Annotated in this window: 19 protein-coding genes; 5 read left to right on the top strand and 14 right to left on the bottom strand. The window is 68.2% G+C overall.

Annotated elements, in window-relative coordinates; translation table 11 throughout:
• Positions 1-5 precede the first annotated feature (5 nt).
• The 6 genes from WS61_RS28855 to WS61_RS28830 form a co-directional block, all read right to left on the bottom strand.
• Positions 6-2,393, bottom strand: coding sequence for a CHASE2 domain-containing protein (locus WS61_RS28855; protein ID WP_059505663.1), 2,388 nt, complete (start codon positions 2,391-2,393; stop codon positions 6-8).
• Between the two features lie 10 nt (positions 2,394-2,403).
• On the bottom strand, positions 2,404-3,777 hold the full coding sequence (locus tag WS61_RS28850; protein WP_059505662.1) for a FecR domain-containing protein: 1,374 nt from the start codon (positions 3,775-3,777) through the stop codon (positions 2,404-2,406).
• Positions 3,774-4,478, bottom strand: a complete 705-nt coding sequence (locus WS61_RS28845; RefSeq protein ID WP_006490421.1) for a response regulator transcription factor — start codon at positions 4,476-4,478, stop codon at positions 3,774-3,776. The genes WS61_RS28850 and WS61_RS28845 overlap by 4 nt, the downstream gene beginning before the upstream one ends.
• 266 nt (positions 4,479-4,744) lie before the next feature.
• Complete coding sequence (locus WS61_RS28840) at positions 4,745-5,179, bottom strand: hypothetical protein (RefSeq protein ID WP_059505661.1); 435 nt, start codon at positions 5,177-5,179, stop codon at positions 4,745-4,747.
• A 319-nt stretch (positions 5,180-5,498) separates the two neighbouring features.
• Positions 5,499-5,726, bottom strand: coding sequence for a sulfurtransferase TusA family protein (locus tag WS61_RS28835; protein WP_059505660.1), 228 nt, complete (start codon positions 5,724-5,726; stop codon positions 5,499-5,501).
• 114 nt (positions 5,727-5,840) lie between these two features.
• A complete protein-coding gene (locus WS61_RS28830) occupies positions 5,841-6,776 on the bottom strand; it encodes a LysR family transcriptional regulator (RefSeq protein WP_059505658.1) in 936 nt (311 codons plus the stop codon).
• Positions 6,777-6,884: 108 nt separating this feature from the next.
• Between WS61_RS28830 and WS61_RS28825 the strand changes: the two genes are divergently transcribed.
• Positions 6,885-8,405, top strand: coding sequence for a CoA-acylating methylmalonate-semialdehyde dehydrogenase (locus tag WS61_RS28825; protein WP_059505655.1), 1,521 nt, complete (start codon positions 6,885-6,887; stop codon positions 8,403-8,405).
• Positions 8,406-8,462: 57 nt separating this feature from the next.
• Here WS61_RS28825 and WS61_RS28820 read toward each other — a convergent pair whose 3' ends face one another.
• From WS61_RS28820 to WS61_RS28785, 8 genes are all read right to left on the bottom strand, one after another.
• On the bottom strand, positions 8,463-9,347 hold the full coding sequence (locus WS61_RS28820) for a MurR/RpiR family transcriptional regulator (protein WP_059505653.1): 885 nt from the start codon (positions 9,345-9,347) through the stop codon (positions 8,463-8,465).
• A gap of 284 nt (positions 9,348-9,631) precedes the next feature.
• The gene (locus WS61_RS28815; RefSeq protein ID WP_059505651.1) at positions 9,632-10,804 is read right to left on the bottom strand and encodes a Gfo/Idh/MocA family protein; all 1,173 of its coding nucleotides are present in this window, start codon (positions 10,802-10,804) and stop codon (positions 9,632-9,634) included.
• 65 nt (positions 10,805-10,869) lie between these two features.
• On the bottom strand, positions 10,870-11,796 hold the full coding sequence (locus WS61_RS28810; protein ID WP_059505649.1) for a TIM barrel protein: 927 nt from the start codon (positions 11,794-11,796) through the stop codon (positions 10,870-10,872).
• A gap of 73 nt (positions 11,797-11,869) precedes the next feature.
• Positions 11,870-12,883 (bottom strand): Gfo/Idh/MocA family protein, encoded by a 1,014-nt coding sequence (locus WS61_RS28805; RefSeq protein ID WP_059505647.1) that lies wholly within the window; start codon positions 12,881-12,883, stop codon positions 11,870-11,872.
• A gap of 74 nt (positions 12,884-12,957) precedes the next feature.
• Positions 12,958-13,872 carry a sugar phosphate isomerase/epimerase family protein gene (locus tag WS61_RS28800; protein WP_059505646.1) on the bottom strand — a complete coding sequence of 305 codons (915 nt, stop codon included), beginning with the start codon at positions 13,870-13,872 and terminating at the stop codon, positions 12,958-12,960.
• A gap of 44 nt (positions 13,873-13,916) precedes the next feature.
• Entirely contained in the window at positions 13,917-14,942 is a 1,026-nt protein-coding gene (locus tag WS61_RS28795) for an ABC transporter permease (RefSeq protein WP_034207066.1), read from the bottom strand.
• 27 nt (positions 14,943-14,969) lie between these two features.
• On the bottom strand, positions 14,970-16,544 hold the full coding sequence (locus WS61_RS28790; RefSeq protein ID WP_059505644.1) for a sugar ABC transporter ATP-binding protein: 1,575 nt from the start codon (positions 16,542-16,544) through the stop codon (positions 14,970-14,972).
• A 68-nt stretch (positions 16,545-16,612) separates the two neighbouring features.
• Positions 16,613-17,539, bottom strand: coding sequence for a sugar ABC transporter substrate-binding protein (locus WS61_RS28785; RefSeq protein WP_059505642.1), 927 nt, complete (start codon positions 17,537-17,539; stop codon positions 16,613-16,615).
• 315 nt (positions 17,540-17,854) lie between these two features.
• Here WS61_RS28785 and iolC point away from each other — a divergent pair, with 315 nt between their 5' ends.
• The 4 genes from iolC (at position 17,855) to iolB (ending at position 23,614) form a co-directional block, all read left to right on the top strand.
• The gene (iolC, locus tag WS61_RS28780; RefSeq protein WP_059505640.1) at positions 17,855-19,813 is read left to right on the top strand and encodes a 5-dehydro-2-deoxygluconokinase; all 1,959 of its coding nucleotides are present in this window, start codon (positions 17,855-17,857) and stop codon (positions 19,811-19,813) included.
• A gap of 46 nt (positions 19,814-19,859) precedes the next feature.
• A complete protein-coding gene (iolD, locus tag WS61_RS28775; RefSeq protein ID WP_059505639.1) occupies positions 19,860-21,743 on the top strand; it encodes a 3D-(3,5/4)-trihydroxycyclohexane-1,2-dione acylhydrolase (decyclizing) in 1,884 nt (627 codons plus the stop codon).
• 66 nt (positions 21,744-21,809) lie between these two features.
• The gene (gene iolE / locus WS61_RS28770; RefSeq protein ID WP_034207061.1) at positions 21,810-22,739 is read left to right on the top strand and encodes a myo-inosose-2 dehydratase; all 930 of its coding nucleotides are present in this window, start codon (positions 21,810-21,812) and stop codon (positions 22,737-22,739) included.
• A 56-nt stretch (positions 22,740-22,795) separates the two neighbouring features.
• On the top strand, positions 22,796-23,614 hold the full coding sequence (iolB, locus tag WS61_RS28765; RefSeq protein ID WP_059505638.1) for a 5-deoxy-glucuronate isomerase: 819 nt from the start codon (positions 22,796-22,798) through the stop codon (positions 23,612-23,614).
• Positions 23,615-23,698 lie beyond the last annotated feature (84 nt).

Here is a 23,698-nt window from a genome sequence, read left to right as displayed (position 1 = left end):
CCCTGTCAGGCGGACGGCTCGTCGATCGCAGGCAGCGACACCGTCACCGCGGTGCCGACACCCACTTCGCTGTCGACCGACACGCTGCCCCCATGGCGCGTGACGACCGTCTTCACGAAAGCCATGCCGAGCCCGGAACCCGGGATGTCGGGCCGCTCGCCGGCATGGAATCGCTTGAAACGCTCGAACAGATGCCGCTGATCTTCCGGCGCAATGCCGTACCCCTGATCGCGAATCGTACAGAACATCCGCTTCGATGCGTGCTCGACCGTCAGCGTACACGTGATCACCGTGTCGGACGGACTGTATTTGACCGCATTGTTCAACAGATTCACGAATGCGCGCGTAATCAGCGAGCGATCCGCGCGCACCCAGCACATGTCGGCGCCCACGTCGGACTCGATGCGAATGTGCTTCGCCTGCGCCTGCGGCCACACCTCGTCGCTCGCATCGATCAGCACGTCGACGAGGCTCGTCACCTCGAGCTGGTACGCCTGCGACTCGGCGCGCGCCAGTTGCACGAACTCGTCGGCAAGTGACAGCGCGCGGTGCGCATAGCGCTCGATCCGCGCGAGCAGGCTGCGCATCGCGTCGCTCTCGACGCGATCGCGCTCGATCTCGACGAGCGCAAGGATCGACGACTGCGGCGAACGCATGTCGTGCGACAGGAGGTGCAGCGCCTCCTCGCGATGCCGTTCGGCCGCATGCAGGTCGGTCACGTCGACGAGGCCGGCGATCCAGCCCGTCACGCGCCCTTGCGCGTTCGTACATGCCGCGTAGCGTAGCAGATGGTCGAGCCCGTCGCGATCGCGCACTTCGATGCCGCGCGCCATCGCGTCGTGCTCGGCCTCGAGCGTCGGGTCGAGCACGGCCGGCCAGCGCTCGCGGATCGCCGCGTCGTGCTCGGCGTTGCCGTCGACGGTCTTCATGAACGTCAGCTCGCCGAGCGCGGTGCGCAGCGGCCGCCCTTCCGGCAACGGCAGCGCGAGCCGCGACCCGTAGCGTTTCGCCGCGTGGTTCGCGATCAGCACGGTGCCGGCGAGGTCGGTCACGAAGATCGGCTCGGGCATGCTGTCGAGGCTGTCCCACACGAAGCGCTTCATGTCCTGCACGCGCTGCGCGGCCTGCGCCATCAGCGCCATCTGCCGCTCCAGCACGTCGCCGCCGACGCTGCGCGTGCGCGGTGCCTCGGGCAACAGGTGCGGCTCGTCGGCGAGCCGCTGCAGCTCGCGGCGCAGATACGACATCGTCATTTCCAGCCGCCGCCAGTTCCAGATCGGGTAGACGGCGATCAGCCCGAAGATCGCGGGCGCCGGCGTCAGCCAGATGCGCGCCTCGAACAGCAGCGCCATGCTCGCGACCACGGCGAGCGCGGCAAGGCTCAGCGTCAGCAGCAGCGCGCGCCACGGCGACAGCATCAGGAAGCCGCCCAGCAACACGGCGAGCGGCAGCAGCGACGCGACGAACAATCCCACGCGCGACGCGGGCGAGATCGCGCTGCCGGTCGCCAGCATGTCGAGCACGTTCGCATGGATATACACGCCGGCCAGCGGGCCGAACTCGCCGGACACCGGCGTCGCGAAGCGATCGTACAGCCCCGATGCCGTCACGCCGACGACGACGATCTTGCCGCGCAGCGCGTCGGGCTTCACGCGCCCTTCGAGCACGTCGTCGAACGACAGCGTCGGATACGCGGGCGTGTTGCGGCTGAACGGAATCAGGTAGCGGCCGTCGCCCGCCGCATCGCGCGACAGGTCGTGCGCGTTCGCACCGGGCACGCCGCCGACCGGGTGCAGCCGGCCGGCCTGGATCGCGCGGTACACGGGCACCATCAGTTGCGGCCAGCGCACGCGGCCGTCGCTTTCGAACAGCGCGACGCTGCGCACGATGCCGTCGCGATCGACTTCGAGATTGATATGGCCGAGCCCCGTCGCGCGCGCGGCGAGCGCGGCGACCGGCGGATCGACCGACCGCGTGCCGTCCGCCTGCTCGGGACTCAGCAGCACCGGCAGGAAAGTCGGCACGCGGCTCATCGCGTTCGCGAACGTGCGATCCTCGGGCGACGGTTCGGTAAACAGCACGTCGTAGACGACGGCGGCCGGCTGTGCGCGCGCGAGCGTGTCGAGCAGCCGCGCATGCACGTCGCGCGGCCACGGCCAGCGGCCGAGCGCGGACACGCTCTGGTTGTCGATGTCGACCACCACCACGTCGGGCGACAGCGGCAGGCTGCGCAGCATCAGCAGCCGGTCGTAGATCAACCCGTCGACGCTCGACGACAGGCGGCCGAGCGCGCACGCAAGGATCACCGCGATCCCGAGGCAGCCGATCGCGATCCATTCGATCAGGAAGCGGCGGCCGAGGCGCCGCCGCGGGGAAACGGAGTCGAGTTTCATGCGCCGCGGGTCAGCGCGACAACGTGAACGCGCTGACCGGACTGGTCTTCTCGTAGAACTTGCCGCCTTCGAATTCCTCGACGGTCACGGCCCAGAAATACTCGCCCGCCGGCAGGTGCGCGACGGTGATCTGGCGCGCGTGCAGGCCGACCTGGTCGACGACCGGCGCGCTCAGGTCCTTCGAACGCGACAGCACGAACCGGTAACGGGCATTCTTGCCCGACCCGTTCGGCGACCAGCGGAACTCGTAACCGCCCGCGCCCTGCGACGCGCTCGCGTCGAGCCCCATCACGCGGCGTTCGAACGCATAGGTGCGCGGCTGCCCCTCGAGGCCGTTCGCATCGATCGCGGCGATCCGCACGAAGTAATTCCCGTTCGGCACGTCGCGGAATACCGCGCGCGGCGAATCGGTGCGCGTTTCGCGGAACAGGTCGAGCAGCCCCGCGTCGTGCGCGAGCTGCACGCGATACGCATGCGCCTGCGCGAGCGGCGTGACGTCGAATGCGACGTCGGGCTCGTCCTGCACCTTGTCGGGATGCGCGAGCGTGGGCGCGCCCAGCAGTTCGACCGGTGCGCCGACCGCGCCGGACGATGTCGCGACGCTGCCGAAGTTCGCATGCACGAGCGTCGCGCCGGCCGGCTGCCGGGCGCCCGCGACGCCGACGGTGCCGTCGAGCACTTCGACGCGCGTCGACGCGGTGCCGGCCGCGTCGTAGTTCACGCGAAAGCGCGTGCCGCGCACGCCGGCGACGACCGACGGCGAGCGGATCTGGAAGCGATCGTCGCGTTTCCTCAGGTGGGTGACTTCGCTGTCGACCGAGCCGCGCGTGAGTTCGAACTCGCGATCGAGCGTGCCGGTCAGCACCGTGCGACGCAGCGACTTCAGGTCGAGCTGGCTGTCGGGCGGCAGGCTCATGTGCGTGCCGTCGGCCAGCTCGATCGTCACGAAGCCGTTCGGGCCGGTGCGCACGCGGTCGCCTTCGGCGAGCGTCGCATCGTTCGCGAGCGGCGCGAACGGGGTGCCGGACGTGGCGCCCGACGCGCGCTCGGCCGTGCCCTGCACCGCGATCACGCGTGCGGTGAGCTTTTCCTTGCGCAGCCGCGCGACCGGCAGCTTCAGCGCGACGCCGGGCTGCAGGCGCTTCGGCGCCGGCACGCCGTTGATCTGCTGGAGCAGTTGCCAGTCGTCCGCGCCTTGCAGGTAACGCGCGGCGACGTCGTACAGCGTGTCGCCCGCCTGCGTGCGATAGACGACCGTCTTGCCCGCGGCGGCGGGCGGCTGCGCCGTGGCCTGCTGCGCGGCGAACGCGAACGCGACCGCGCAGGCCGCGCGCAGTGCCGCCGTGCACAGGCTGGCCGTGCGCTGCGTGATTCGCGCGGTCACTCCGGTTCCCCCTGGCCGACCCGTTCGAGCCGGTAGCCGTACCCGTAGATCGGCGCGAGACGGTAGCCGTTTTCGGGCCGCAGGCCGAGCTTCGTGCGCAGCATCGAAATGTGCGTATCCATCGTGCGCGACGGAATGTCGGTCGCCTGCTTCCACACGAGGTCGAGAATGTGCGCGCGCGACAGCGGCCGGTCGAGATGCTGGAACAGCAGCAGCGCGAGCTCGAATTCCTTTTGCGTGAGGCTCACGGCCTTGTCGCCGACGTACGCCTGCTTCAGGTTCACGTCGAAACGGAACTGATCGAATTCGCGGACGGTCGCCTCGGCGTTGACCGGATACGCGCGGCGCAGCAGCGAGCCGATGCGCGCGCGCAGGATCGGGCCCGACACGGGCTTGACCACGTAATCGTCGGCGCCGGCGTTGAGGATCTGCGTGATCCCCGCCTCGTCGTCACGGCTCGTCATGAAGATGATCGGCAGGCTGTGCTCGGTCTGGTTGGCGCGCACCCACTTGAGCACTTCCTCGCCGGACATGTCGGGCACGTTCCAGTCGAGCACCAGCAGGTCGAACGTCTCGCGCTGCAGGCGCTTCTTCAGGGCCTTGCCTTCCTTGAACGCATAGCACGTGTGGCCGACGGCCGTCAGCGTTTGACTGACGAAATCCGTCTGGGCCGGATCGTCATCCAGTACAGCAATTCTCATAGCACCCCGCAAATCGAAGTCGATCCGTCCATTCGGCTCCCGCACCTGCCCCGGCCGCGCAGCCTGCGCGCGGCGCCGGATACCGGCCGGCGAGCCGTCGTTCGCCGCTCGCGCCTCCTGCGCAAATTGGCGACCCCGGCCAAATATCTCAAAAACGGGGCACGGACGAACCGGCGATTTCATCATAGTAGTATGAAATTCGCCAAGAAATTGCGCGGACTATCGCCCTTTCTTCGAATAATCCTTTCTGCTGCGCAACCGGACGCCTATTTGGCGCCCGCGATGCCGGCCACCGGCTCGGCAAAATCGTCTGTCGGCACGCCCGGCGAGGGCCGCTCCGACAGCGGCCGTTGCGCAAGCATCCGCTGCAACTGGTCGCGCACGCGCTCCCATGCGCCGGCCGCATAGTCGGGCTGGCCTGCCGCCCACGCCTGCGCCAGATCGAACACGCGTTCGATCGTCGCACCGCAGTAGGTCGGGCCCGCGCCGTCGTCCCGCGCGGCATCGCGCAGCCGTTCGTCGAGCCACTCGGCCAGCCACGGCATCTCGGCCGCTGCCGAATCCGCATAGGCTTCCAGCGCGGCACGCGCGTGGCGGTCCTGTTGCGGATCGAGCTCGATCCGGTTCAATTCCGAGGTGCGCACGGGCGCAATGCTTTCCGCTCCGGACGGACTTCGAAGGGTCCCTGGTCTGAAGGACATGTCCTCTCCCCGTTGTACGACGGTAGCGTCAGGCATGGCCCCCGAGCCCGCCGTGCGACGTACCGTGGCCGGCGCCTCCGCTGGGAGCGGACGACCGGCCGCGTCAGTATACGCAGCCGGTCACGCAACGAGGTTTAAGAATTGTCAGACAGGCGCGGCAAGCGCTTTCCAATGGACCACGAGCCTGAGCGAGGGCCTGCGCCGGCTCCGGTGTTGCGCTTTTGGCGCGTTTCCAATGCAAATGAGCCCGTTGTCGGCCCTGGCCGGCCAGACGCGGCCGGCCGGGAGCGTGGCGCGGCGGAACGTGCGATGCGCGCCTTCAGCGGCGGCGCATCAGGAACACGAAGATCTTGTCCTGGGTCGTCGACTCGACGATCTCGTTGCCCGTCTGCTTCGCGAACGCGGCGAAATCGCGCTGCGAGCCCGGATCGGTCGCGAGCACCTTGAGGATCTGCCCGCTCTCCATATCGGCAAGCGCTTTCTTGGCACGCAGGATCGGCAACGGGCAATTGAGCCCGCGCGCGTCCACTTCCTTGTGAATCTGCATCGGCTGTCGACCTTCGAATGACGCGCCGCACACGGCGCGGATGGAAGCCGCGATTTTACCGCAGCGCCGCCGCGCCTGCCCGGCCCGCCCGCGGCCCGACGCCCGCCGCCCGGCTCACGCGCCGGAGAAACCGCCCGCGAGCCGCTCGCGCAGGTGCCGCACGAGCGCGCGCACCGCGCTCGGCACGACCGGGCTGTACGGGCGGATCGCGAAAATGTGGTCGCCGAACGCGCCCGACGGCCGCCAGCCGTCGAGTAGCGTGACGAGCCGGCCGGCGTCGAGGTCGCGCCGCGCGCTGAAATCGGGCAGCAGCGCGATGCCGAGCCCGCCGAGCGCGGCCTCGCGCATCGCCTCGCTGTTGTTCGCCGCGAAACTGCCGCGCACCGGCACGCTCACGCGCTGGCGCCGGCGGCCGTCCGGCTCGAAGCTCCACGCGGCCGGCTCGTGCTCGCGCAGGTAGCACAGGCAGCTGTGATCGACGAGTTCGCTCGGGTGGCGCGGCGCGCCGCGCGCGTCGAGATAGTCGCGGCTCGCGACCAGCAGCGAACGCGTGTCGCACAGCTTCCATGCGACATGGGTCTGCGGCGCGGTGGTCGTATGGCGGATCGCGAGATCGAAGCCTTCCTGCGTCAGCGAATGCAGGCGGTCGGACAGGTCAAGCTCGATCTGTACGCCCGGATGCTGGCGCAGAAAATCAGGCAGATGCGGCACGATCTGCTGGCGCCCGAGCGCGACCGGCACCGTCAGGCGGAGCAGCCCGCGCGGCTCGCCGGCGAGATCCTTCACCCGTGCGAAATGCTGGCCGATCGACTCGAACGCGTCGCGCGTGCTGTCGACGAGCGTCTGGCCCGCATCGGTGAGCCGCACGCTGCGCGTGGTGCGCCGCACGAGCGGCACGCCGGCCGCCTTTTCGAGATCGGCGATGCGCTGGCTCATCGCGGCCTTGCTGATGCCGAGCCGCTGCGCGGCGGCCGTGAAACTGCCCGCCGCGGCCAGCACCGTCAGCGAATGGATGTGCGGCCAGAGCGCCTGGACATTTTGCTGATTCATCCATTGATTATTCAGAATTCTGAACAGTGAATCAAGTTTCGCGGCCTTCTCCGGCCGTGCCGGTTTCCCTAGACTAGGTGCTGTTCCCCCTCATCCTCAGGAGACACGATGAATCCGGTTCCCGCGTACACGTCCGACGCAGACGTCGGCCACTATGTCGACGGCGCGCCCGTCGCCGGCCGCAGCGGCCGTTTCCAGGACGTCCTCAATCCGGCGCTCGGTCGCGCGGTGCGCCGCGTGGCGCTGGCCGACGACGGCGAAGTGCGGCAGGCCGTCGCCTCCGCCCACGCCGCGTTCCCGGCCTGGGCCGCGACGCCGCCGATCCGCCGTGCGCGCGTGCTGCACCGCTTCCTGCAACTGATGAACGAGCACCGCGACACGCTGGCGGCGATCATCACGGCCGAACACGGCAAGGTGTTCTCGGACGCGCAGGGCGAAGTCGCGCGCGGCATCGACATCATCGAATTCGCGTGCGGCGTGCCGCAACTGCTGAAGGGCGACTTCACCGACCAGGTCAGCACCGGCATCGACAACTGGACGATGCGCCAGCCGCTCGGCGTCGTCGCGGGCATCACGCCGTTCAACTTCCCGTGCATGGTGCCGTGCTGGATGTTCCCGGTGGCGATCGCGACGGGCAACACGTTCGTGCTGAAGCCGAGCGAGCGCGACCCGTCGGCCGCGCTGTTCATCGCCGACCTGCTCACGCAGGCTGGCCTGCCCGCCGGCGTGTTCAACGTCGTCCAGGGCGACAAGGGCGCGGTCGATGCCCTCCTCGACCACCCGGACGTGCAGGCCGTCAGCTTCGTCGGCTCGACGCCGATCGCAGCCTACGTGCAGCAGCGCGCGGTGCAGTCGGGCAAGCGCGTACAGGCGCTCGGCGGCGCGAAGAACCACCTCGTCGTGATGCCCGATGCGGACATCGAGCAGGCCGTCGACGCGCTGATCGGCGCCGCATACGGTTCCGCCGGCGAGCGCTGCATGGCGATCAGCATCGCGGTGCTGGTCGGCGACGTGGCCGACAAGATCGTGCCGGCGCTCGCCGAACGCGCACGCAAGCTGGTGATCGGCGACGGGATGTCGCCGGAAGTCGAGATGGGGCCGATCGTCACCGGCGAAGCGCTCAAGCGCATCGAAGGCTATATCGAGCAAGGCGTAAACGAAGGCGCGCAACTGGTGGTCGACGGCCGCGGTCTGCGCGTGCCGGGCCGCGAAGCCGGCTTCTTCACCGGCGGCACGCTGTTCGATCACGTGCGCCCCGACATGCGGATCTACAAGGAAGAGATCTTCGGGCCGGTGCTCGGCTGCGTGCGCGTGAAGGATTTCGGCGAAGCGGTCGACCTGATCAACGCGCACGAGTTCGGCAACGGCGTGTCGTGCTTCACGAGCGACGGCGGCATCGCGCGCGAATTCGCGCGGCGCATCCAGGTCGGCATGGTCGGTATCAACGTGCCGATCCCGGTGCCGATGGCATGGCACGGCTTCGGCGGCTGGAAGAAGAGCCTGTTCGGCGACATGCACGCGTACGGCGAGGAAGGCGTGCGCTTCTACACGCGCCAGAAGTCGGTGATGCAGCGCTGGTCGTCGAGCATCGGCAAGGGCGCCGAATTCGCGATGCCGACCGCGAAGTAAGCCGGCCGGTGCGCCATCCGCCGATCCGTCCGGCGGGCGGCGCACCGGCAGTCGGCATCAACCGGCTTTCGTGCCGTGCGCGCCGTCGGCGGTCGGCATATAGGACAACTCGAGCCGGTACGCGAGCGCGACGAACAGGCTCTGCGCGAGGCCCATCGTGGCGGTCAGCGCACGAAAGCCGAACGTCGCGCTCTCCTGCACCATCAGCGTCACTTCCGCCTCCCGCGCGAGCGGGCTCATCCGGCTGTCGGTGATCGCGATCAGCCGCGCGCCGCGCTGCGCGGCCTGCTGCGCGACCTGCACGGTCTCGTCCGCATACGGCATGAACGAGATCGCGATCATCACGTCGCCCGCGCGCACCGACCGGATCTGGCCGAGATGCATGCTGCCGAGCGCGCTGAACAGGCCGATCCGCTTGTCGGTGTGCTGCAGCGCATAGTCGAGGTATGCGGCGATCGGAAACGCGCGCCGCGACCCTGCGATCCAGATCGCCTGCGTATCGGCGAGCAAATCCACGGCCTGCGCGAGCGCCTGCGAATCGAGCGTCTGCCGCAACTGCTGCATCCCGGCAATGCTGCCCTTGATGAATTCGTCGGCGATCTGCTCGGGCTGCAGGCTCGACGAGCCGGCTTCGATCACGTCGCGCAGCCGCAAGCTGTACGCGCGCCCCGGCGCGATCTGCTGCGCGAGCCCCTCGCGGAACAGCCGCTGCATCTCGGAGAACCCGGAGAAGCCGAAGTGCTTCGCGAAGCGCACGACGGCCGACGGCTGGACGCCGCAAGCCTCCGCGAGCGACTGGATGCCTTCCAGCCCAAGCTGGTCCCGATGCGTTTCCACATGACGCGCAATCACCTTCAGGCGATTGCTGAGACCGTCGTACTCCTGCGTCAGATGCTGCAGGAACTGCTCGACGGTGGCGGGAGGTTTCTCGGATGAACTCATCGGATAGCGCGAAGTTGACGGCCCCGATGCGCGCGCGATGCTGGCGGACGCGGCCCGGGGCTCGACTGGATACATGCATGAAGGGCGAATTTAATCACGTTTGCGGCGCGGCCCGCGCCGCCTGCTCGCTCCCACGCGCTCGATCATCGCTTGCATACGCTCCACGGCAAGACTGGGAGCGATTGTCCAACGCACTCGCGGCGTCGTAAAGATCAGGGTGTCTACCAAGCCGGCCGTCGCGACCGAGCGCGACGATCCGCGGCGCAGCCGGCCCGCCCCCTCGCTCAACGATAGTCGACCCACACGCCGCCCGCATCGGCGGACCGCACGCAGTTCTCGACCCACCGCACGCCTTCGACGCCCGCATGGACGTCCGGAAAGCGGATCTGCTTCAACGTCTGCACGTCGCCGCGATCGGCCGCATCCATCGCGAGCGCGAAGCGCGCGTACAGGTTCGACCACGCTTCGAACAGCCCCTCCGGATGCCCGGCGCCGATGCGGTCTTCGCGCGTCGCGTTCGGGTGCAGGTACGGCATCCCGCGATCGAGCACCTGCGCGGGCTGCCCCTGGATCTCGTAGCGCAACTGGTTCGGATGTTCGTCCCACCATTCGACGCTCGCCTTCGAGCCGATCACGCGCACCTTCTGCCCGTGCATCGAGCCGGCGTTCACCGCGCTCGACCACACGTAGCCGATCGCACCCGTGTCGTATTCCATGATCGTGAACGCGTTGTCCTCGAGCGGCGCGCGGCTCTTCACGAAGCTCTGCCGCGAACACATCAGCCGTTTGATCTTCAGGTCCGGCGCCATCACTTCGGAGATGTACAGCGGGTGCGTGCCGATATCGCCGAGCACGTAGCTCGGCCCCGCGAACTTCGGGTCGACGCGCCAGCGCGCGGCGGCGCTCGCGGCTTCGACGCCGTCGCTGTGAAAGCCGTGCGCGAACTGCATCTGCACGATGCGAATTTCGCCGAGATCGCCGCGCGCGATCATTTCGCGCGCCTGCTCGATCATCTGGTGTCCCGAATAGCCGTACGCGACGCCGACGATGCGGTTCTTCTCGACCGACAGACGCTGCAGCGCCTCGGCCTCCTCGGTCGTGAAGCACAGCGGCTTCTCGCAGACCACGTGCAGCCCCGCGTTCAGCGCCGCGCGGCAGATCTCGAAGTGCGTGTTGTTCGGCGTCGCGATCGACACCGCGCGGATGCCGTCGGCACGCTTCGCCTCGGCGTCGAACATCGTCCGGTAGTCGGGATAGCAGCGGTCCGCCGCGACGCCGAGCTTCACGCCGAACTGCCGCCCGCGCTCGGCATCGATGTCGAACGCGCCGGCAACGAGCTGGAAGCTGCCGTCGCGCAACGCGGCCGACCGGTGGCTGTAGCCGATCTGGCTGCCGAGCCCGCCGCCGACCATGCCCCAGCGAATCGAATGTCCGAGCAGAATCTGTCCGTCGATCATGATTGTCGTGTTCCTGTCCGTGTTCAGTGTTCAGAGTGTGTGCAAGGGGTCGGGCCGACGGCCGATCACGCGAACCCGGCCGATGCGAGAAACGCGCGGCTCGCGGCAACGTCGCGCAGGCTCGTGCCGGCATTGCGCGGGTCGCGCTCCTGCTCGATCGTGATGTAGCCGGCGTAGCCGATCTCGTCGAGCGCGTGGCGAATCGCGCGGTAGTCGAGCACGCCGGTGCCGATCGGGCACATCACGCCGCGCGCGCAGGCCGCGAAGAATGCGATGTGCTCGCCCATCACCGCGTCGTACACGGCCGCGTCGATATCCTTGAAATGCACGTAGTCGAGCCGCGCCGCATGGCGGCGCAGCCACGTTTGCGGGTCCATGCCCGAGTAATGCAGGTGGCCGGTGTCGAGACACAGGCCCGCCGTCTCGGCCGGAATGTCGGCGACGATCCGGTCGATCTCATCCGCGAATTCGATGTAGCCGCCCGCATGCGGATGGATCACCGCGCGCACGCCGAACTCGTCGCGCGCGAGCGTCGCGATCTGCCGGATATGGTCCACCATCCGCGCCCAGCGCTCGTCGGACAGCCGCGGCGCGCGATCGCCGTGACCGGCCGCATAGTCGCGCTCCTCGTGGCCCCAGTCCATCACGACCAGGTACGGCGCCGCATGGCGCTGGCCCGGCTGCGTCGGCAGCTTCGGCAAGCGCGTGATCAGCGCGCAGATGTCGCGCGTCTGGCGCAGCAGGTTCGGCAGGTTCTCCGGCGACACCAGGTCGTCGAAGATCGTGCCGGCAGTGATGCTCAAGCGCTGACGCTCGAGCTCCGCGCTCACCACGTCGAGCTCGAGCGGGATATAGCCGTACGGGCCGAGCTCGATGCCCGAATAGCCGGCCAGTGCGGCTTCGGCGAGCACGTGCCGCCACGGCGGCAGGTGCGGATTCTTCACGTCGTCGACGCCCCAGCAGCACGGCGCGCAGCCAATCTTCATCGTCATGTCGGTCAGTCCATCAGGAAAGCGGTGCGTGGCCGCGTGGTCACGCGGCCCGATGTCAACGTGTCCGGCCTGTTCAGCCGCGATAGAACGCCGGGCGTTCGGCCATCGCGATCGGCTCGACCGCCCCGCTCTTCTGCGCGCGCACGCACGCATCGGCCGCGACCGCCGCCGCATAGCCGTCCCACGCGGACGGGCCGGTCAGCGCGCCCTGCCGCACGCCGTCGACGAACGCCTGCAGCTCGACGTCGTACGACGCGATGAAGCGCTCCTTCCAGTCGGTCATGATCTCGACCGACTGCCGCGCCGCATGCTTGAGCCCGACCGCGGGCGGATCGGGCAGCTTCGCGATGCCGTTCTCGCCGACCACCTCGCACTGGATGTCGTAGCCGTACTGGCAGTTCACGAAGATCTCGACGTCGATACGCACGCCGCTCGCGGTTTCGAGCAGCACGATCTGCGGATCGGCGAGATGCGCGCTCGCATGGCGCGTCTTCTTCGGGTAGACGACCTGCGCGCTCGTGTAGTCCTCGCCGAGCAGCCAGCGCAGCACGTCGAGCTCGTGGATCAGCGTGTCGGTGATCGCCATGTCGGTCGTATAGCGCTCGCCGACCGACTGGTTGCGGTGCGCGCAATGCAGCATCAGCGGCGCGCCAATTTCTCCGCTGTCGATCACGCGCTTGAGCGCACGATAGCCTTCGTCGTACGGACGCATGAAGCCGACCTGCACGAGCCGCTTGCCGTGCGCGATCTCGGCCTCGACGATGCGCATGCAACCGTCGGCAGTGACCGCCAGCGGCTTCTCGCAGAACACCGGCTTGCCGTGCGCGATCGCGTCGAGCACGAACGCTTCGTGCGTCGGCCCCCACGACGTGACGAGCACGGCCTGCACGTCGACGGCCGCGACCACGTCGTGACCGTCGCCGTAGATTTCCGCGTCGAGCCCGTACTTCGTCACCGCATCGCGCGCCTGCTGCGGGTCGATGTCGTTGACGGCTACCACGCGTGCGCCGGACAGCGTACGCGTAAGCCTGCGGATATGGTCCTGGCCGATCGCGCCGCAGCCGATCACACCGATTTGCAACGTCATCCGAATATCTCCAGTCGTTCGTTCATCAGCGGCGCGGCCCGTGCCGCGCCGGTCAACAATGGTTCCCAAACGGCTCAGCGCGCAGCCGCCCGCTCGAAATGGCGATCGACGTAGCGCTGGATCGTGTCGCGCATGTAGCGCGACGACGCTTCCGCGCGGTCCTCCCACGCGAACACGCACGACGACATCACGCCGTCGAAGCCGGCGCTGCCGAGCGCGCCGAAAAACACGTCCCAGTCGATCTCGCCCTGCCCGATGTCGAGATGCTGGTGCACGCGGATCTGATTCGAGCCCGGCGGGTTCACGATGTAGCGCAATTGGCTGCTCTTGCGGTGGTCGAAGGTGTCGGCCACGCGCACGTGCGCGAGAATCGGCGCGGCGGCCGCGATCATCGCGGCCATGTCGTCGCCGTAGTAGAACGTGTGCGGCGCGATGTACGACAGCTTCAGCGACGGCGAGCCGATGTTCGTGACGATGTCGATCGCCGGCTGCAGCTGCTCGATCCAGTCTTCCGGATGCGGCTCGACCGACAGCACGATGCGTTCGCGCTCGAGGATCGGCAGCAGCGCGTCCATCGAACGGAACCACGCGGCTTCGCACAGCTCCTTCGGGTTCGCGCCCGGCCGCTCGCCGACCGAACGCTCCGGCGACGCGCCGCGCCCGAACTCGGACACCATCAGCGGGCACTCCATCTCCACTGCGACCTCGATCGCCTTCTGCCAGCAGCGCACGGCCCATTGCCGCTCGTCCTCGAACGGGCTCGCCCAGCGGTACATCGGCTGCAGCGACGCGAGACCGACGCCGCTCGCGCGCATCGCCTGGCGGAACGCGGCCATGCGCTCGCGCGTCGCGCGCGGCATCACCCACCAGTCGAGAAAGTCGCTGCGCGGCGACAGCTCGATCTGGTCGTAGCCGAGTTCGGCGACCGCGTGCGGCAGCCGGTCGAGCGGCAGGTGGCGAATCATGTAGGGGTCCAGAGCGATCTTCATCTTCTTCCTGGAAAGTTGCGTGGTGTCGGCCGCGTCGGAATCGGTCAGCGACGCGACTTCTTGTTGCGGTACTGATCGGCGATCACGGCCGCGACGATGATCGCGCCCTTCACCATCTCCTGGTAATACGCGTCGATGCGGATGAACGTGAAGCCCGACGTCATCACGCCGAGGATCAGCACGCCGATCACGGTGCCCGTCACGCGCCCGAGGCCGCCCGACAGCGACGTGCCGCCGATCACGACGGCCGCGATCGCATCGAGCTCGTACATCACGCCCATGCCCGACTGGCCGGAAATCGCGCGCGCGGCCGTCACGGTGCCGGCGATCCCGCTCAGGAGGCCCGCGATCGCATAGACGAAGATCAGGTGTCGCGTGACGTTGATGCCCGATACGACGGCCGCGTGGCGGTTCGCGCCGATCGCATACGTGTACTTGCCGAAGCGCGTGTAGCGCAGCACGACGTGGAAGATCGCGGCGATCACGAGAAAGACGATCACCGGATTGGCGCCCGCGCCGATCGCCGCGAACGAGTCGGTCAGCATCGACACCGGCATCCCGTTGGTGAACCACTTCGCGAAGCCGCGCGCGGCGACCATCGTGCCGAGCGTTGCGATGAACGGCGGGATGCCCGTCATCGCGATCAGCGTACCGTTCAGCAGGCCGACCAGCAGCCCGACGCACACGCCGGCGAGCACCGGCCAGATCACCGGCAAGTCGGTCAGGTGCGGAAACACCGCGCGCGGGAAGTCGGACACCTGCGCGAGGCTCGCCGACACGACGGCGGCCGCCGCGACCACCGACCCCGACGAGAGATCGATCCCGCTGGTGATGATCACGAGGTTCACGCCGACCGCGATGATGCCGATCACGGCCATTTGCAGCACGATGATTTCGAGCCGCTCGGCATTGAACAGGAAGCTCTGGCCGACGACGATCCAGCCGAGGATCTCGAAGAACAGGCTGATGCCGACCAGCACGAGGAAGATGCTCAGTTCGGGCGGCCACTTCGTATGCCGCGACTTGAGTGTCATGGTCTGCGCATCCGCGACCGGGTTCAGGTTGCCCATTTCAGTTGTCTCCAATCTTGTTTCGGCTCAGCGCGACGCGAGATCCATGATGCGGACCTGGTCGGCGTCCTTGCGATCGACGATGCCGGTCATGCGCCCTTCGTGCATCACCATCACGCGATCGCTCATGCCCAGCACTTCCGGCATTTCCGACGAGATCATCAGCACCGCGACGCCCTTGGCGGCAAGCGCGCTGACGAGCCGGTGGATCTCGGCCTTCGCGCCGACGTCGATGCCGCGCGTCGGTTCGTCGAGGATCAGGATGCGCGGCTGCGTGAGCAGCCAGCGACCGATCAGCACCTTCTGCTGGTTGCCGCCCGACAGGTTCTGGATTTCCTCGTGCAGCCCGGGCGACTTCACGCGCAGCATCCGGCTCATTTCCTCGCAGTCGCGCTTCAACTGCGCCTGCTGCACGAAATTGAACTTCACGTAGCGGCGGCTGAGCACCGCCGCTTCCATGTTCGCGAGCAGGTCGAGATTCAGGAAGCAGCCGGAGTCCTTGCGGTCCTCGGTGAGGAACGCCATCCCGTGTTTCATCGCCTGCGCGGGCGTCGCGATCCGCACCGGCTTGCCGTCGATGCGGATCTCGCCCGACGTGGCCGGCACGACGCCGAACAGCGCCTCCGCGACGTTCGAGCGCCCCGAGCCGACGAGGCCCGCGACGCCGAGGATCTCGCCCGCGCGCAGCTCGAAGCTCACGTCGCGGAACACGCCGTCGACGCAGAGATCTTTCACCGACAGCACGACGTCGCCGATCGGCACCTCTTCCTTCGGGAACATCTGCGTGATCTCGCGCCCGACCATCATGCGGATGATGTCGTCGCGCGTGACGTCGCTCGACGCATGCGTGCCGATGTACTTGCCGTCGCGGAACACCGAGAACTCGTCAGCGATCTCGAACAGCTCGTTCATCTTGTGCGTGATGTAGACGATGCCCTTGCCCTGTTCGCGCAGCTGACGAATGATCCGGAACAGGTGCGTGACTTCCTTCTCGGTCAGCGCGGAGGTCGGCTCGTCCATGATCAGCACGTCCGAGTCGAACGACACGGCCTTCGCGATCTCGACCATCTGGCGGCTCGCGACCGTCAGCGTGCGCACGTCGGTTTCCGGGTCGATGTCGATCGACAGCCGCTCGAACAGCGCGGCCGTGCGGCGGCGCAACTCGGCGTGATCGATCAGGCCGAAGCGGTTCTTCGGTTCGCGGCGGATCCAGATGTTCTCCGCGACCGTCATGTACGGCATCAGGTTGAGCTCCTGATGGATCATCGCGATGCCGCGGTCGAGCGCATCGAGCGGGCCGTTCAGCACGACCGCCTCGCCGTTGATCAGGATTTCGCCCTGGTCGGGCGTGTAGACGCCGGCGATGATCTTCATCAGCGTGGACTTGCCTGCGCCGTTCTCGCCCATCAGCGCATGAACGGTGCCGCGCCGCACGCGGAACTGCACGCCGTCGAGCGCGACGACGCCGGGAAAGGACTTGCCGACGCCGCGCACCTCGAGCACGCAGTCGGCCATGGCCGCACCGGACGAGCCGGGCGCGGCGGACGAGGCGGCAGGCGCGCTTTCGCTGGCCATCGAGCGCGCGATCCTGGCTGTAAACATGGACGTTCCTCGAAAGTCGCGCGCGAACCCGGCCGTGCCGGGCCCGCGCAGTTCAGCGGAAAAACCGGTCAGTGCTTCGCGTACTGGTTCATGTTCTCCGGCGTCACGAGCTCGAAAGGCACGTTCACGTAGCGATCGACGGGCTGCTTCTTCGCGAGCTTCAGCGCGGTGGCGACGGCCTGCGCGCCCTGCCCGGTCGCGTTCTGGTACACGGACACCTTCAACTCGCCGGCCTTCATCGCCGCGAGGCCGTCCGGCGTCGCGTCGATGCCTGCGACGACCGTTTTCGGCGTCAGCTTGCGCGCGGCCTTCAGCGCGTTGATCGCGCCGATCGCCATTTCGTCGTTGTTCGACACGATCGCGTCGAACTTGGTCCCGGAGCTCAGCCAGTTCATCGTGATGTCCTGGCCCTGCGTGCGACTCCACTTGCCTTCGCGCTTGTCGACGATCTTCATGCCCGCGCAATCCTTCGTCGCGATCACGTCCTCGATGTCCTTGGTGCGGGCGCGCGCCGATTCGTTGGACAGCTCGCCCATCAGCACGAGGATGTCGCCCTTGCCGCCAAGCAGCTTGCACACCTGGCGCGCCTGCAGCGTGCCCGACTGCTTTTCGTCGGAGGCGACGACCGCGACGCCGGCCGGCAGTTTGTCGAAATCGACCGGCTTGCGGTTCACGTAGACGAGCGGGATCTTCGCCGCGGTCACCATCTTCGTGATCTTCGGCGTCGCGTCGGTATCGACCGCGTTCACGATGATCGCGTCGACTTTCTGCGCGATCATGTTCTGGACCTGGCTCAACTGCTTGCCGACGTCATTGCCGCCGTCCTCGATCTGCACCGTCGCGCCGTCCTTCTTCGCCGAATCGGCAATGCTGTTGCGCAGGATGGTCAGGAACGTGTCGTCGAACGATGCCATCGTCACGCCGATCTTCTCCGCATGCGCGAGCGGCGCAGCCAGGATCGCGGCGGCCGCGACGGCCATCAGCTTGGTCTTCATGATCAATCTGTCTCCTCATCTCCGGGGGGCGGAAGACGGCGCATTGCGCGCCGCCGGGCCGAGTCCGATCTGTCCGATCGGGACTGAAGCATCCGGATGAAACTGTAGATCACTTCCTCGAGAATTTGGAAATTTATTTCTACGTGATTTCACCTAGGGAACTGGATTTCCAAAAAGTCTAGACTGCGTCCGTAGCCCGAATCCCGGCGGCAGGTAGCCTCGCGTCGTGCGGCACATGCCGCGGACAGCCGCCGCCGGATCGGTCCCCTAATCCGCCGGCAGCGCCGAACGCCGGCCGCGAGCGTGACACGTGATATGAGCCTGCTGAACTTTCCGAGTGACCGCCCCATCGATCTCGCCTGCCTCGGCCGTGTGGCCGTGGATCTCTATGCGCAGCAGTACGGCAGCCGCCTCGAAGACGCGCGCAGCTTCCAGATGTATCTCGGCGGCTCGTCGGGCAACGTCGCGTTCGGCGTCGCGCGGCTCGGGCTGAAGACCGCGATGATTTCGCGCGTCGGCGACGAGCAGATGGGCCGCTTCCTGCGCGAGACGCTCGAGCGCGAAGGCTGCGACACGAGCCAGCTGCAGACCGATCGCGAGCGCCTCACCGCGCTCGTGCTGCTCGGGCTGAAGGATCGCGATACGTTCCCGCTGCTGTTCGTGCGCGAGAACTGCGCGGACATGGCCGTGCGCGCCGACGAGATCAGCGAGAACTTCATCGCCGGTTGCCGCGCGCTGGCGATCACCGGCACGCATCTGTCGACGCCGGGCACGCGCGAGGCATCGCTGACCGCGCTCGGTTACGCGCGCCGCCACGGCGCGGTGCGCATCCTCGACATCGACTACCGGCCGGTGCTGTGGGGGCTGACCGCGCGCGGCGCCGGCGAGAACCGTTACGTACCCAACGCGCAGGTAACGCGGCAACTGCAGCAGGTGCTCGACGAATTCGATCTGCTGGTCGGCACCGAAGAGGAATTCCTGATCGCGGGCGGCGTGCCGCACGATCTGATCGCGTCGTTGCAGGCGGTGCGCGCGATCACGAACGCGACGCTGGTCGTCAAGCGCGGCGCGCTCGGCTGCTGCGTGATCGAAGGCGACGTTCCCGCGCGCATCGACGCCGCGCCGACCTTCGTCGGCGAACGCGTCGAGGTGCTCAACGTGCTCGGCGCGGGCGACGCGTTCCTGTCGGGCCTGCTGTCGGGGCTGCTGCGCGGGCGCGACTGGGCCGAATCGACGCGCATCGCGAACGCATGCGGCGCGATCGTCGTGTCGCGCCACGCGTGCTCGGCCGCGATGCCGACGCCGGCCGAGCTCGCGCACTGGTTCGGCGGCAGCCGCAATCCGGCGGTCGATGCCGACCGTACGCTCGCGCACCTGCATCGCGTGACGGTGCCGCGCCGCGAATGGGACGACCTGTGCGTGATGGCGTTCGACCATCGCAGCCAGTTCTACGAGCTCGCGGTGCAGGCCGGCGCGGACGAAGCGCGGATCAGCACGTTGAAGCGCCTGCTCGTGCGCGCGGTCGAACAGGTCGAACGCGATCGCGGCATCGCCGGCCACGTCGGCGTGCTGATCGACGGCGGCGCGTACGGCGGCGACGCACTCGCATCGGCCACCGGGCGCGGCTGGTGGGTCGGCCGGCCGGTCGAGCTGCCGGGCTCGCGGCCGCTGCGGTTCGACGAGACACGTTCGGTCGGCTCGTCGCTCACGCACTGGCCGACCGAACAGGTCGTGAAGTGCCTCGTTCACTATCACCCCGACGACCCCGTCGATCTGCGCGTCGAGCAGGAGCAGCGCGTGCTCGAACTGTGGGAAGCCACGCGCGCGAGCGGCAACGAGCTGCTGCTGGAAATGATTCCGCCGCGCGCGGTCACGCCGGCCGGCACCGAGGACGACGCGGTGCTGCGCACGGTCGCGCGCTTCTACAACCTCGGCGTGAAGCCCGAATGGTGGAAGCTCACGCCGCTGAGCGCCGACGGCTGGGCACGGCTCGCCGCGCTGATCGCCGAGCGCGACCCGTACTGCCGCGGCGCGGTGATCCTCGGGCTGAACCAGCCGCTGCAATACCTCGTCGACAGCTTCCGCTCGGCGACCAACCCGATCGTCAAGGGCTTCATGGTCGGGCGCACGCTGTGGGCCGATGCATCGCTGAACTGGTTCGCGGGCCGGATCGACGATCAGGCGCTGATCGACGAAGTGGCCGGCAACTTCGCGCAACTGGTCGACGCGTGGCTGGGCCGCCGGGCCGCCGCGCGCGCCGCCGCCGCAGCCTGATGCCCGTGTTCGCGACGACCACCCGACTTCTCTCTATCGACCGACGATGACCACCACCGTAAGACTGACCGTCAGCCAGGCGCTCGTGCGCTACCTGGCCGCCCTGCGCGCCGAAGTCGTCCAGCCCGACGGCCGCACCGAGATCCTGCCGTACTGCGGCGGCGTGTTCGCGATCTTCGGCCACGGCAACGTGGCCGGGCTCGGCGAGGCGCTGCATGCCGAGAAGGACCGGCTGCCGACGTTTCGCGCGCACAACGAGCAAGGGATGGCCAACGCGGCCGTCGCGTTCGCGAAAGCGAATTTCCGCCAGCGGATGATGGCCGCGACGTCGAGCATCGGCCCCGGCGCGACCAACATGCTCACGTCCGCCGCGCTCGCGCACGTCGGCCGCTTGCCGCTGCTGCTGCTGCCCGGCGACGTGTTCGTGTCGCGGCTGCCCGACCCGGTACTGCAGCAAGTCGAGGATTTCGAACAGGGCGACGTCAGCGCGAACGACTGCTTCCGGCCGGTGACGCGCTACTTCGACCGCATCGCGTCGCCCGAGCAACTGCTCGTCGCGCTGCCGCGCGCGATCCAGGTGATGACCGATCCCGCGCAGTGCGGCCCCGTGTGCCTCGCGCTGCCGCAGGACGTGCAGACCTTCGCGTACGACTGGCCCGAGGATTTCTTCGCGCCGCCGGTGATCCGGATGCGCCGGCCGCCGGCCGACCCGCTCGAACTCGCCGATGCGCTCGACGTGCTGAAGGCCGCGAAGAAGCCGCTGATCGTCGCCGGCGGCGGCGTGCTGTACAGCCAGGCGTGGGACGCGCTGCGCACGTTCGCCGACACGCATGGCGTGCCGGTGGCCGAATCGCAGGCCGGCAAGGGCAGCCTTGCGTGGGACCACCCGCTGAACCTCGGATCGATCGGCGTGACGGGCTCCCCCGCCGCCAATCGCGCGGCCGCACAGGCCGACGTCGTGTTCGCGGTCGGCACGCGGCTGCAGGATTTCACGACCGGCTCGCACGCGCTTTACGGCGACGCAACGTTGTTGAGCCTGAACGTGCAGCCGTTCGACGCGGGCAAGAAACGCGGCCGGCAACTGGTTGCCGACGCGCGTACGGGCCTCGGCCAGCTGTCGGCCGCGCTGGCCGGCTGGCGCGCCGACGCGGCGTGGACGGCCGCGAACCGCGACCAGGCCGCCGCATGGAACGCGCGCGTGACGGCGCTGACCACCCGGATTCCGACGGACACGCTGCCGTACGACGCGGAAGTGATCGGCGCGGTGCGCGATTCCGCGGCCGACGCGGGGCGCGACAGCGCGCGCGACGACCTCGTCGTCTGCGCGGCCGGCACGCTGCCGGCCGAACTGCACAAGCTGTGGCGCAGCGGCGTGCCGGGCAACTACCACATGGACTATGCGTATTCGTGCATGGGCTACGAGGTCGCGGGCGGTCTCGGCGCGAAGCTTGCACGCCCCGGGCGCGAAGTGATCGTGATCGTCGGCGACGGCTCGTACATGATGCTCAACGCGGAGCTCGCGACCTCCGTGATGCTCGGCCGCAAGCTGATCGTCGTGATCCTCGACAACCGCGGCTACGGCTGCATCGAGCGGTTGCAACTCAACTGCGGCGGCGCGAGCTTCAACAACATGCTCGACGACTGCGTGCCCGAAGGCGGCGAACGCTCGACGATCGACTTCGCGATGCATGCGCGCGCAATGGGCGCGGAAGCCGTGCACGTGCGCGACGTCGGCGAGTTGCGCCGCGAAATGAAACGCGCACGGGCGGCGACGAAGAGCCAGGTGCTCGTGATCGACACCACGCACCGCCGCACCACCGACGACGGCGGCGCGTGGTGGGAAGTCGCGGTGCCGCAGGTCTCCGCACGCGCCGGTGTCGAACGCGCGCACCAGGCGTATCTCGACGCGAAAACCCGGCAGCGGCGCTGATTGCGCACGCTGCGCCACGAACATGCCCCGCCCCCCATCATCCGAATCGAATCGAGGAAGCAAGACATGAGCTGGAACGTCCGCATCGGCATCAATCCCCTGTCGTGGATGAACGACGACCTGCCGTCGCTCGGCGGCGAGACGCCGCTCGAGACGGCGCTGAAGGAAGGCGCCGAAATCGGCTATGCGGGCTTCGAGCTCGGCAACAAGTTTCCGAAGACGGGCCCCGAACTGAAGGCGAAGCTCGCCGAATTCGGGCTCGTGTGCGTGTCGGGCTGGTACTCGGGCTTTCTCGCGGAAGTCGCGCCGGGCATGACCGACGCCGATGCCGTCGCGGCGGAAATCGAGCGCTGCCGCGCGCACATGACGAAGCTGCAATTCAACGACGTGACGGTCGTCGTGTACGGCGAATGCGCGGGCACGATCCAGGGCAGCATCGACACGCCGGTCGCGAAGCGGCCGCGTTTCGTCGACGACGAAGCGTGGCGGCGCTACGCGGCGCGCCTCGACGCGTTCGGCGCGCATCTGCTCGACACCTACGGGATCCGGCTCGCCTACCATCACCACATGGGCGCGTACGTCGAATCGCCGGACGACGTCGACCGGCTGATGGCGCTGACCGACCCCGCGAAGGTGTTCCTGCTGTTCGACACCGGTCACGCGTATTTCGGCGGCGCGGCCGACCCGGTCGCGCTGCTGAAGAAACACGTATCGCGCGTGGCGCACGTGCATTGCAAGGACGTGCGGCCGCAGGTCGTCAACCAGGCGCGCAACGACGGCTGGAGCTTCCTGAACGGCGTGATCAACGGCACCTTCACGGTGCCGGGCGACGGCGCGCTCGACTACGACGCGACGCTGCGCACGCTGAAGGACGCCGGCTACGAAGGCTGGCTCGTCGTCGAGGCCGAGCAGGATCCGGCCGTCGCGCCGAGCTATGCGTATGCGAAGAAGGGCTATGAATCGCTGCGCGCGATCGTCGACCGGTTGAGCGCGTGAACCCGCGCGCAAGCGCCCGGGCATTCGCGCCCCACCCTATTGCGGAGACCCATCTCATGACGATTTCTCCCCTGCTGGTCAAGGCATCCGCCGACCGCGAAATCTGCAACGTCACGCCCGAATCGGCCGGCTGGAAGCACGTCGGCTTTCGCGCGCTGCGCCTGAAGGCCGGCGACGCCGAGACGCTCGACACGGGCACGCGCGAACTGTGCGTCGTCGTGCTGACCGGCACGGTGCGCGCGGACGTCGACGGCGAAACCTACGACGCGCTCGGCAAGCGCGACAGCGTATTCGAAGACGTATCGCCTGACGCGCTGTACGTGCCGGGCGGCAAGCGCGTCACGCTGGTCGCGACGCGCGATGCGGAAGTCGCGCTGTGCACCGCGCCGTACGCGAGCGGCGACAAGCCCGTGCGGCGCCTCGACGGCGAACGGATGCGCCGCTCGGTGCGCGGGCAAGGCACCAACACGCGCTACGTATGCGACATCCTGATGGGCGACAACCCGGCCGCCGAGCGCCTCCTCGTCGTCGAAGTCGTCACGCCGGCCAGCCATTCGAGCAGCTATCCGCCGCACAAGCACGACCGCGACGCGGCGCCCGACGAAACCTCGCTCGAGGAAACCTACTATCACCGGATCGATCCGCCGCAGGGTTTCGCGTTCCAGCGCGTGTACACCGACGACCGCAGCCTCGACGAGGCGTGCGCGGTCGAGAACCACGACGTCGTGATGGTGCCGCGCGGCTACCACCCGGTCGTGGCTCCTCACGGCTACAACCTGTACTACCTGAACGTGATGGCCGGGCCGAGCCGCGCGTGGGCGTTCAAGAACGACCCCGCGCACGAATGGATGCTCGACGCGGCGCCGAAACGCTGAAGTACCGAAGCGCCGAAGCACTGAACGGAAGACGGGCCCACGCGGCCCGTGACGATGCGACGCCCGGCCCGCGTATCGAGCCGG

Source organism: Burkholderia sp. ABCPW 11, from assembly GCF_001523445.1.
GTDB lineage: Bacteria > Pseudomonadota > Gammaproteobacteria > Burkholderiales > Burkholderiaceae > Burkholderia.
This window is presented reverse-complemented; position numbering and strand designations above follow the sequence as displayed.

What these genes read in the sequence shown, in the direction of transcription:
- WS61_RS28855 (WP_059505663.1), bottom strand. Translation starts at nt 2,393, where the DNA reads ATGAAACTCGACTCCGTTTCCCCGCGGCGGCGCCTCGGCCGCCGCTTC.
- WS61_RS28845 (WP_006490421.1), bottom strand. Translation starts at nt 4,478, where the DNA reads ATGAGAATTGCTGTACTGGATGACGATCCGGCCCAGACGGATTTCGTC.
- WS61_RS28840 (WP_059505661.1), bottom strand. Translation starts at nt 5,179, where the DNA reads ATGTCCTTCAGACCAGGGACCCTTCGAAGTCCGTCCGGAGCGGAAAGC.
- WS61_RS28835 (WP_059505660.1), bottom strand. Translation starts at nt 5,726, where the DNA reads ATGCAGATTCACAAGGAAGTGGACGCGCGCGGGCTCAATTGCCCGTTG.
- WS61_RS28830 (WP_059505658.1), bottom strand. Translation starts at nt 6,776, where the DNA reads ATGAATCAGCAAAATGTCCAGGCGCTCTGGCCGCACATCCATTCGCTG.
- WS61_RS28825 (WP_059505655.1), top strand. Translation starts at nt 6,885, where the DNA reads ATGAATCCGGTTCCCGCGTACACGTCCGACGCAGACGTCGGCCACTAT.
- WS61_RS28820 (WP_059505653.1), bottom strand. Translation starts at nt 9,347, where the DNA reads ATGAGTTCATCCGAGAAACCTCCCGCCACCGTCGAGCAGTTCCTGCAG.
- WS61_RS28815 (WP_059505651.1), bottom strand. Translation starts at nt 10,804, where the DNA reads ATGATCGACGGACAGATTCTGCTCGGACATTCGATTCGCTGGGGCATG.
- WS61_RS28810 (WP_059505649.1), bottom strand. Translation starts at nt 11,796, where the DNA reads ATGACGATGAAGATTGGCTGCGCGCCGTGCTGCTGGGGCGTCGACGAC.
- WS61_RS28805 (WP_059505647.1), bottom strand. Translation starts at nt 12,883, where the DNA reads ATGACGTTGCAAATCGGTGTGATCGGCTGCGGCGCGATCGGCCAGGAC.
- WS61_RS28800 (WP_059505646.1), bottom strand. Translation starts at nt 13,872, where the DNA reads ATGAAGATCGCTCTGGACCCCTACATGATTCGCCACCTGCCGCTCGAC.
- WS61_RS28795 (WP_034207066.1), bottom strand. Translation starts at nt 14,942, where the DNA reads ATGGGCAACCTGAACCCGGTCGCGGATGCGCAGACCATGACACTCAAG.
- WS61_RS28790 (WP_059505644.1), bottom strand. Translation starts at nt 16,544, where the DNA reads ATGTTTACAGCCAGGATCGCGCGCTCGATGGCCAGCGAAAGCGCGCCT.
- WS61_RS28785 (WP_059505642.1), bottom strand. Translation starts at nt 17,539, where the DNA reads ATGAAGACCAAGCTGATGGCCGTCGCGGCCGCCGCGATCCTGGCTGCG.
- iolC (WP_059505640.1), top strand. Translation starts at nt 17,855, where the DNA reads ATGAGCCTGCTGAACTTTCCGAGTGACCGCCCCATCGATCTCGCCTGC.
- iolD (WP_059505639.1), top strand. Translation starts at nt 19,860, where the DNA reads ATGACCACCACCGTAAGACTGACCGTCAGCCAGGCGCTCGTGCGCTAC.
- iolE (WP_034207061.1), top strand. Translation starts at nt 21,810, where the DNA reads ATGAGCTGGAACGTCCGCATCGGCATCAATCCCCTGTCGTGGATGAAC.
- iolB (WP_059505638.1), top strand. Translation starts at nt 22,796, where the DNA reads ATGACGATTTCTCCCCTGCTGGTCAAGGCATCCGCCGACCGCGAAATC.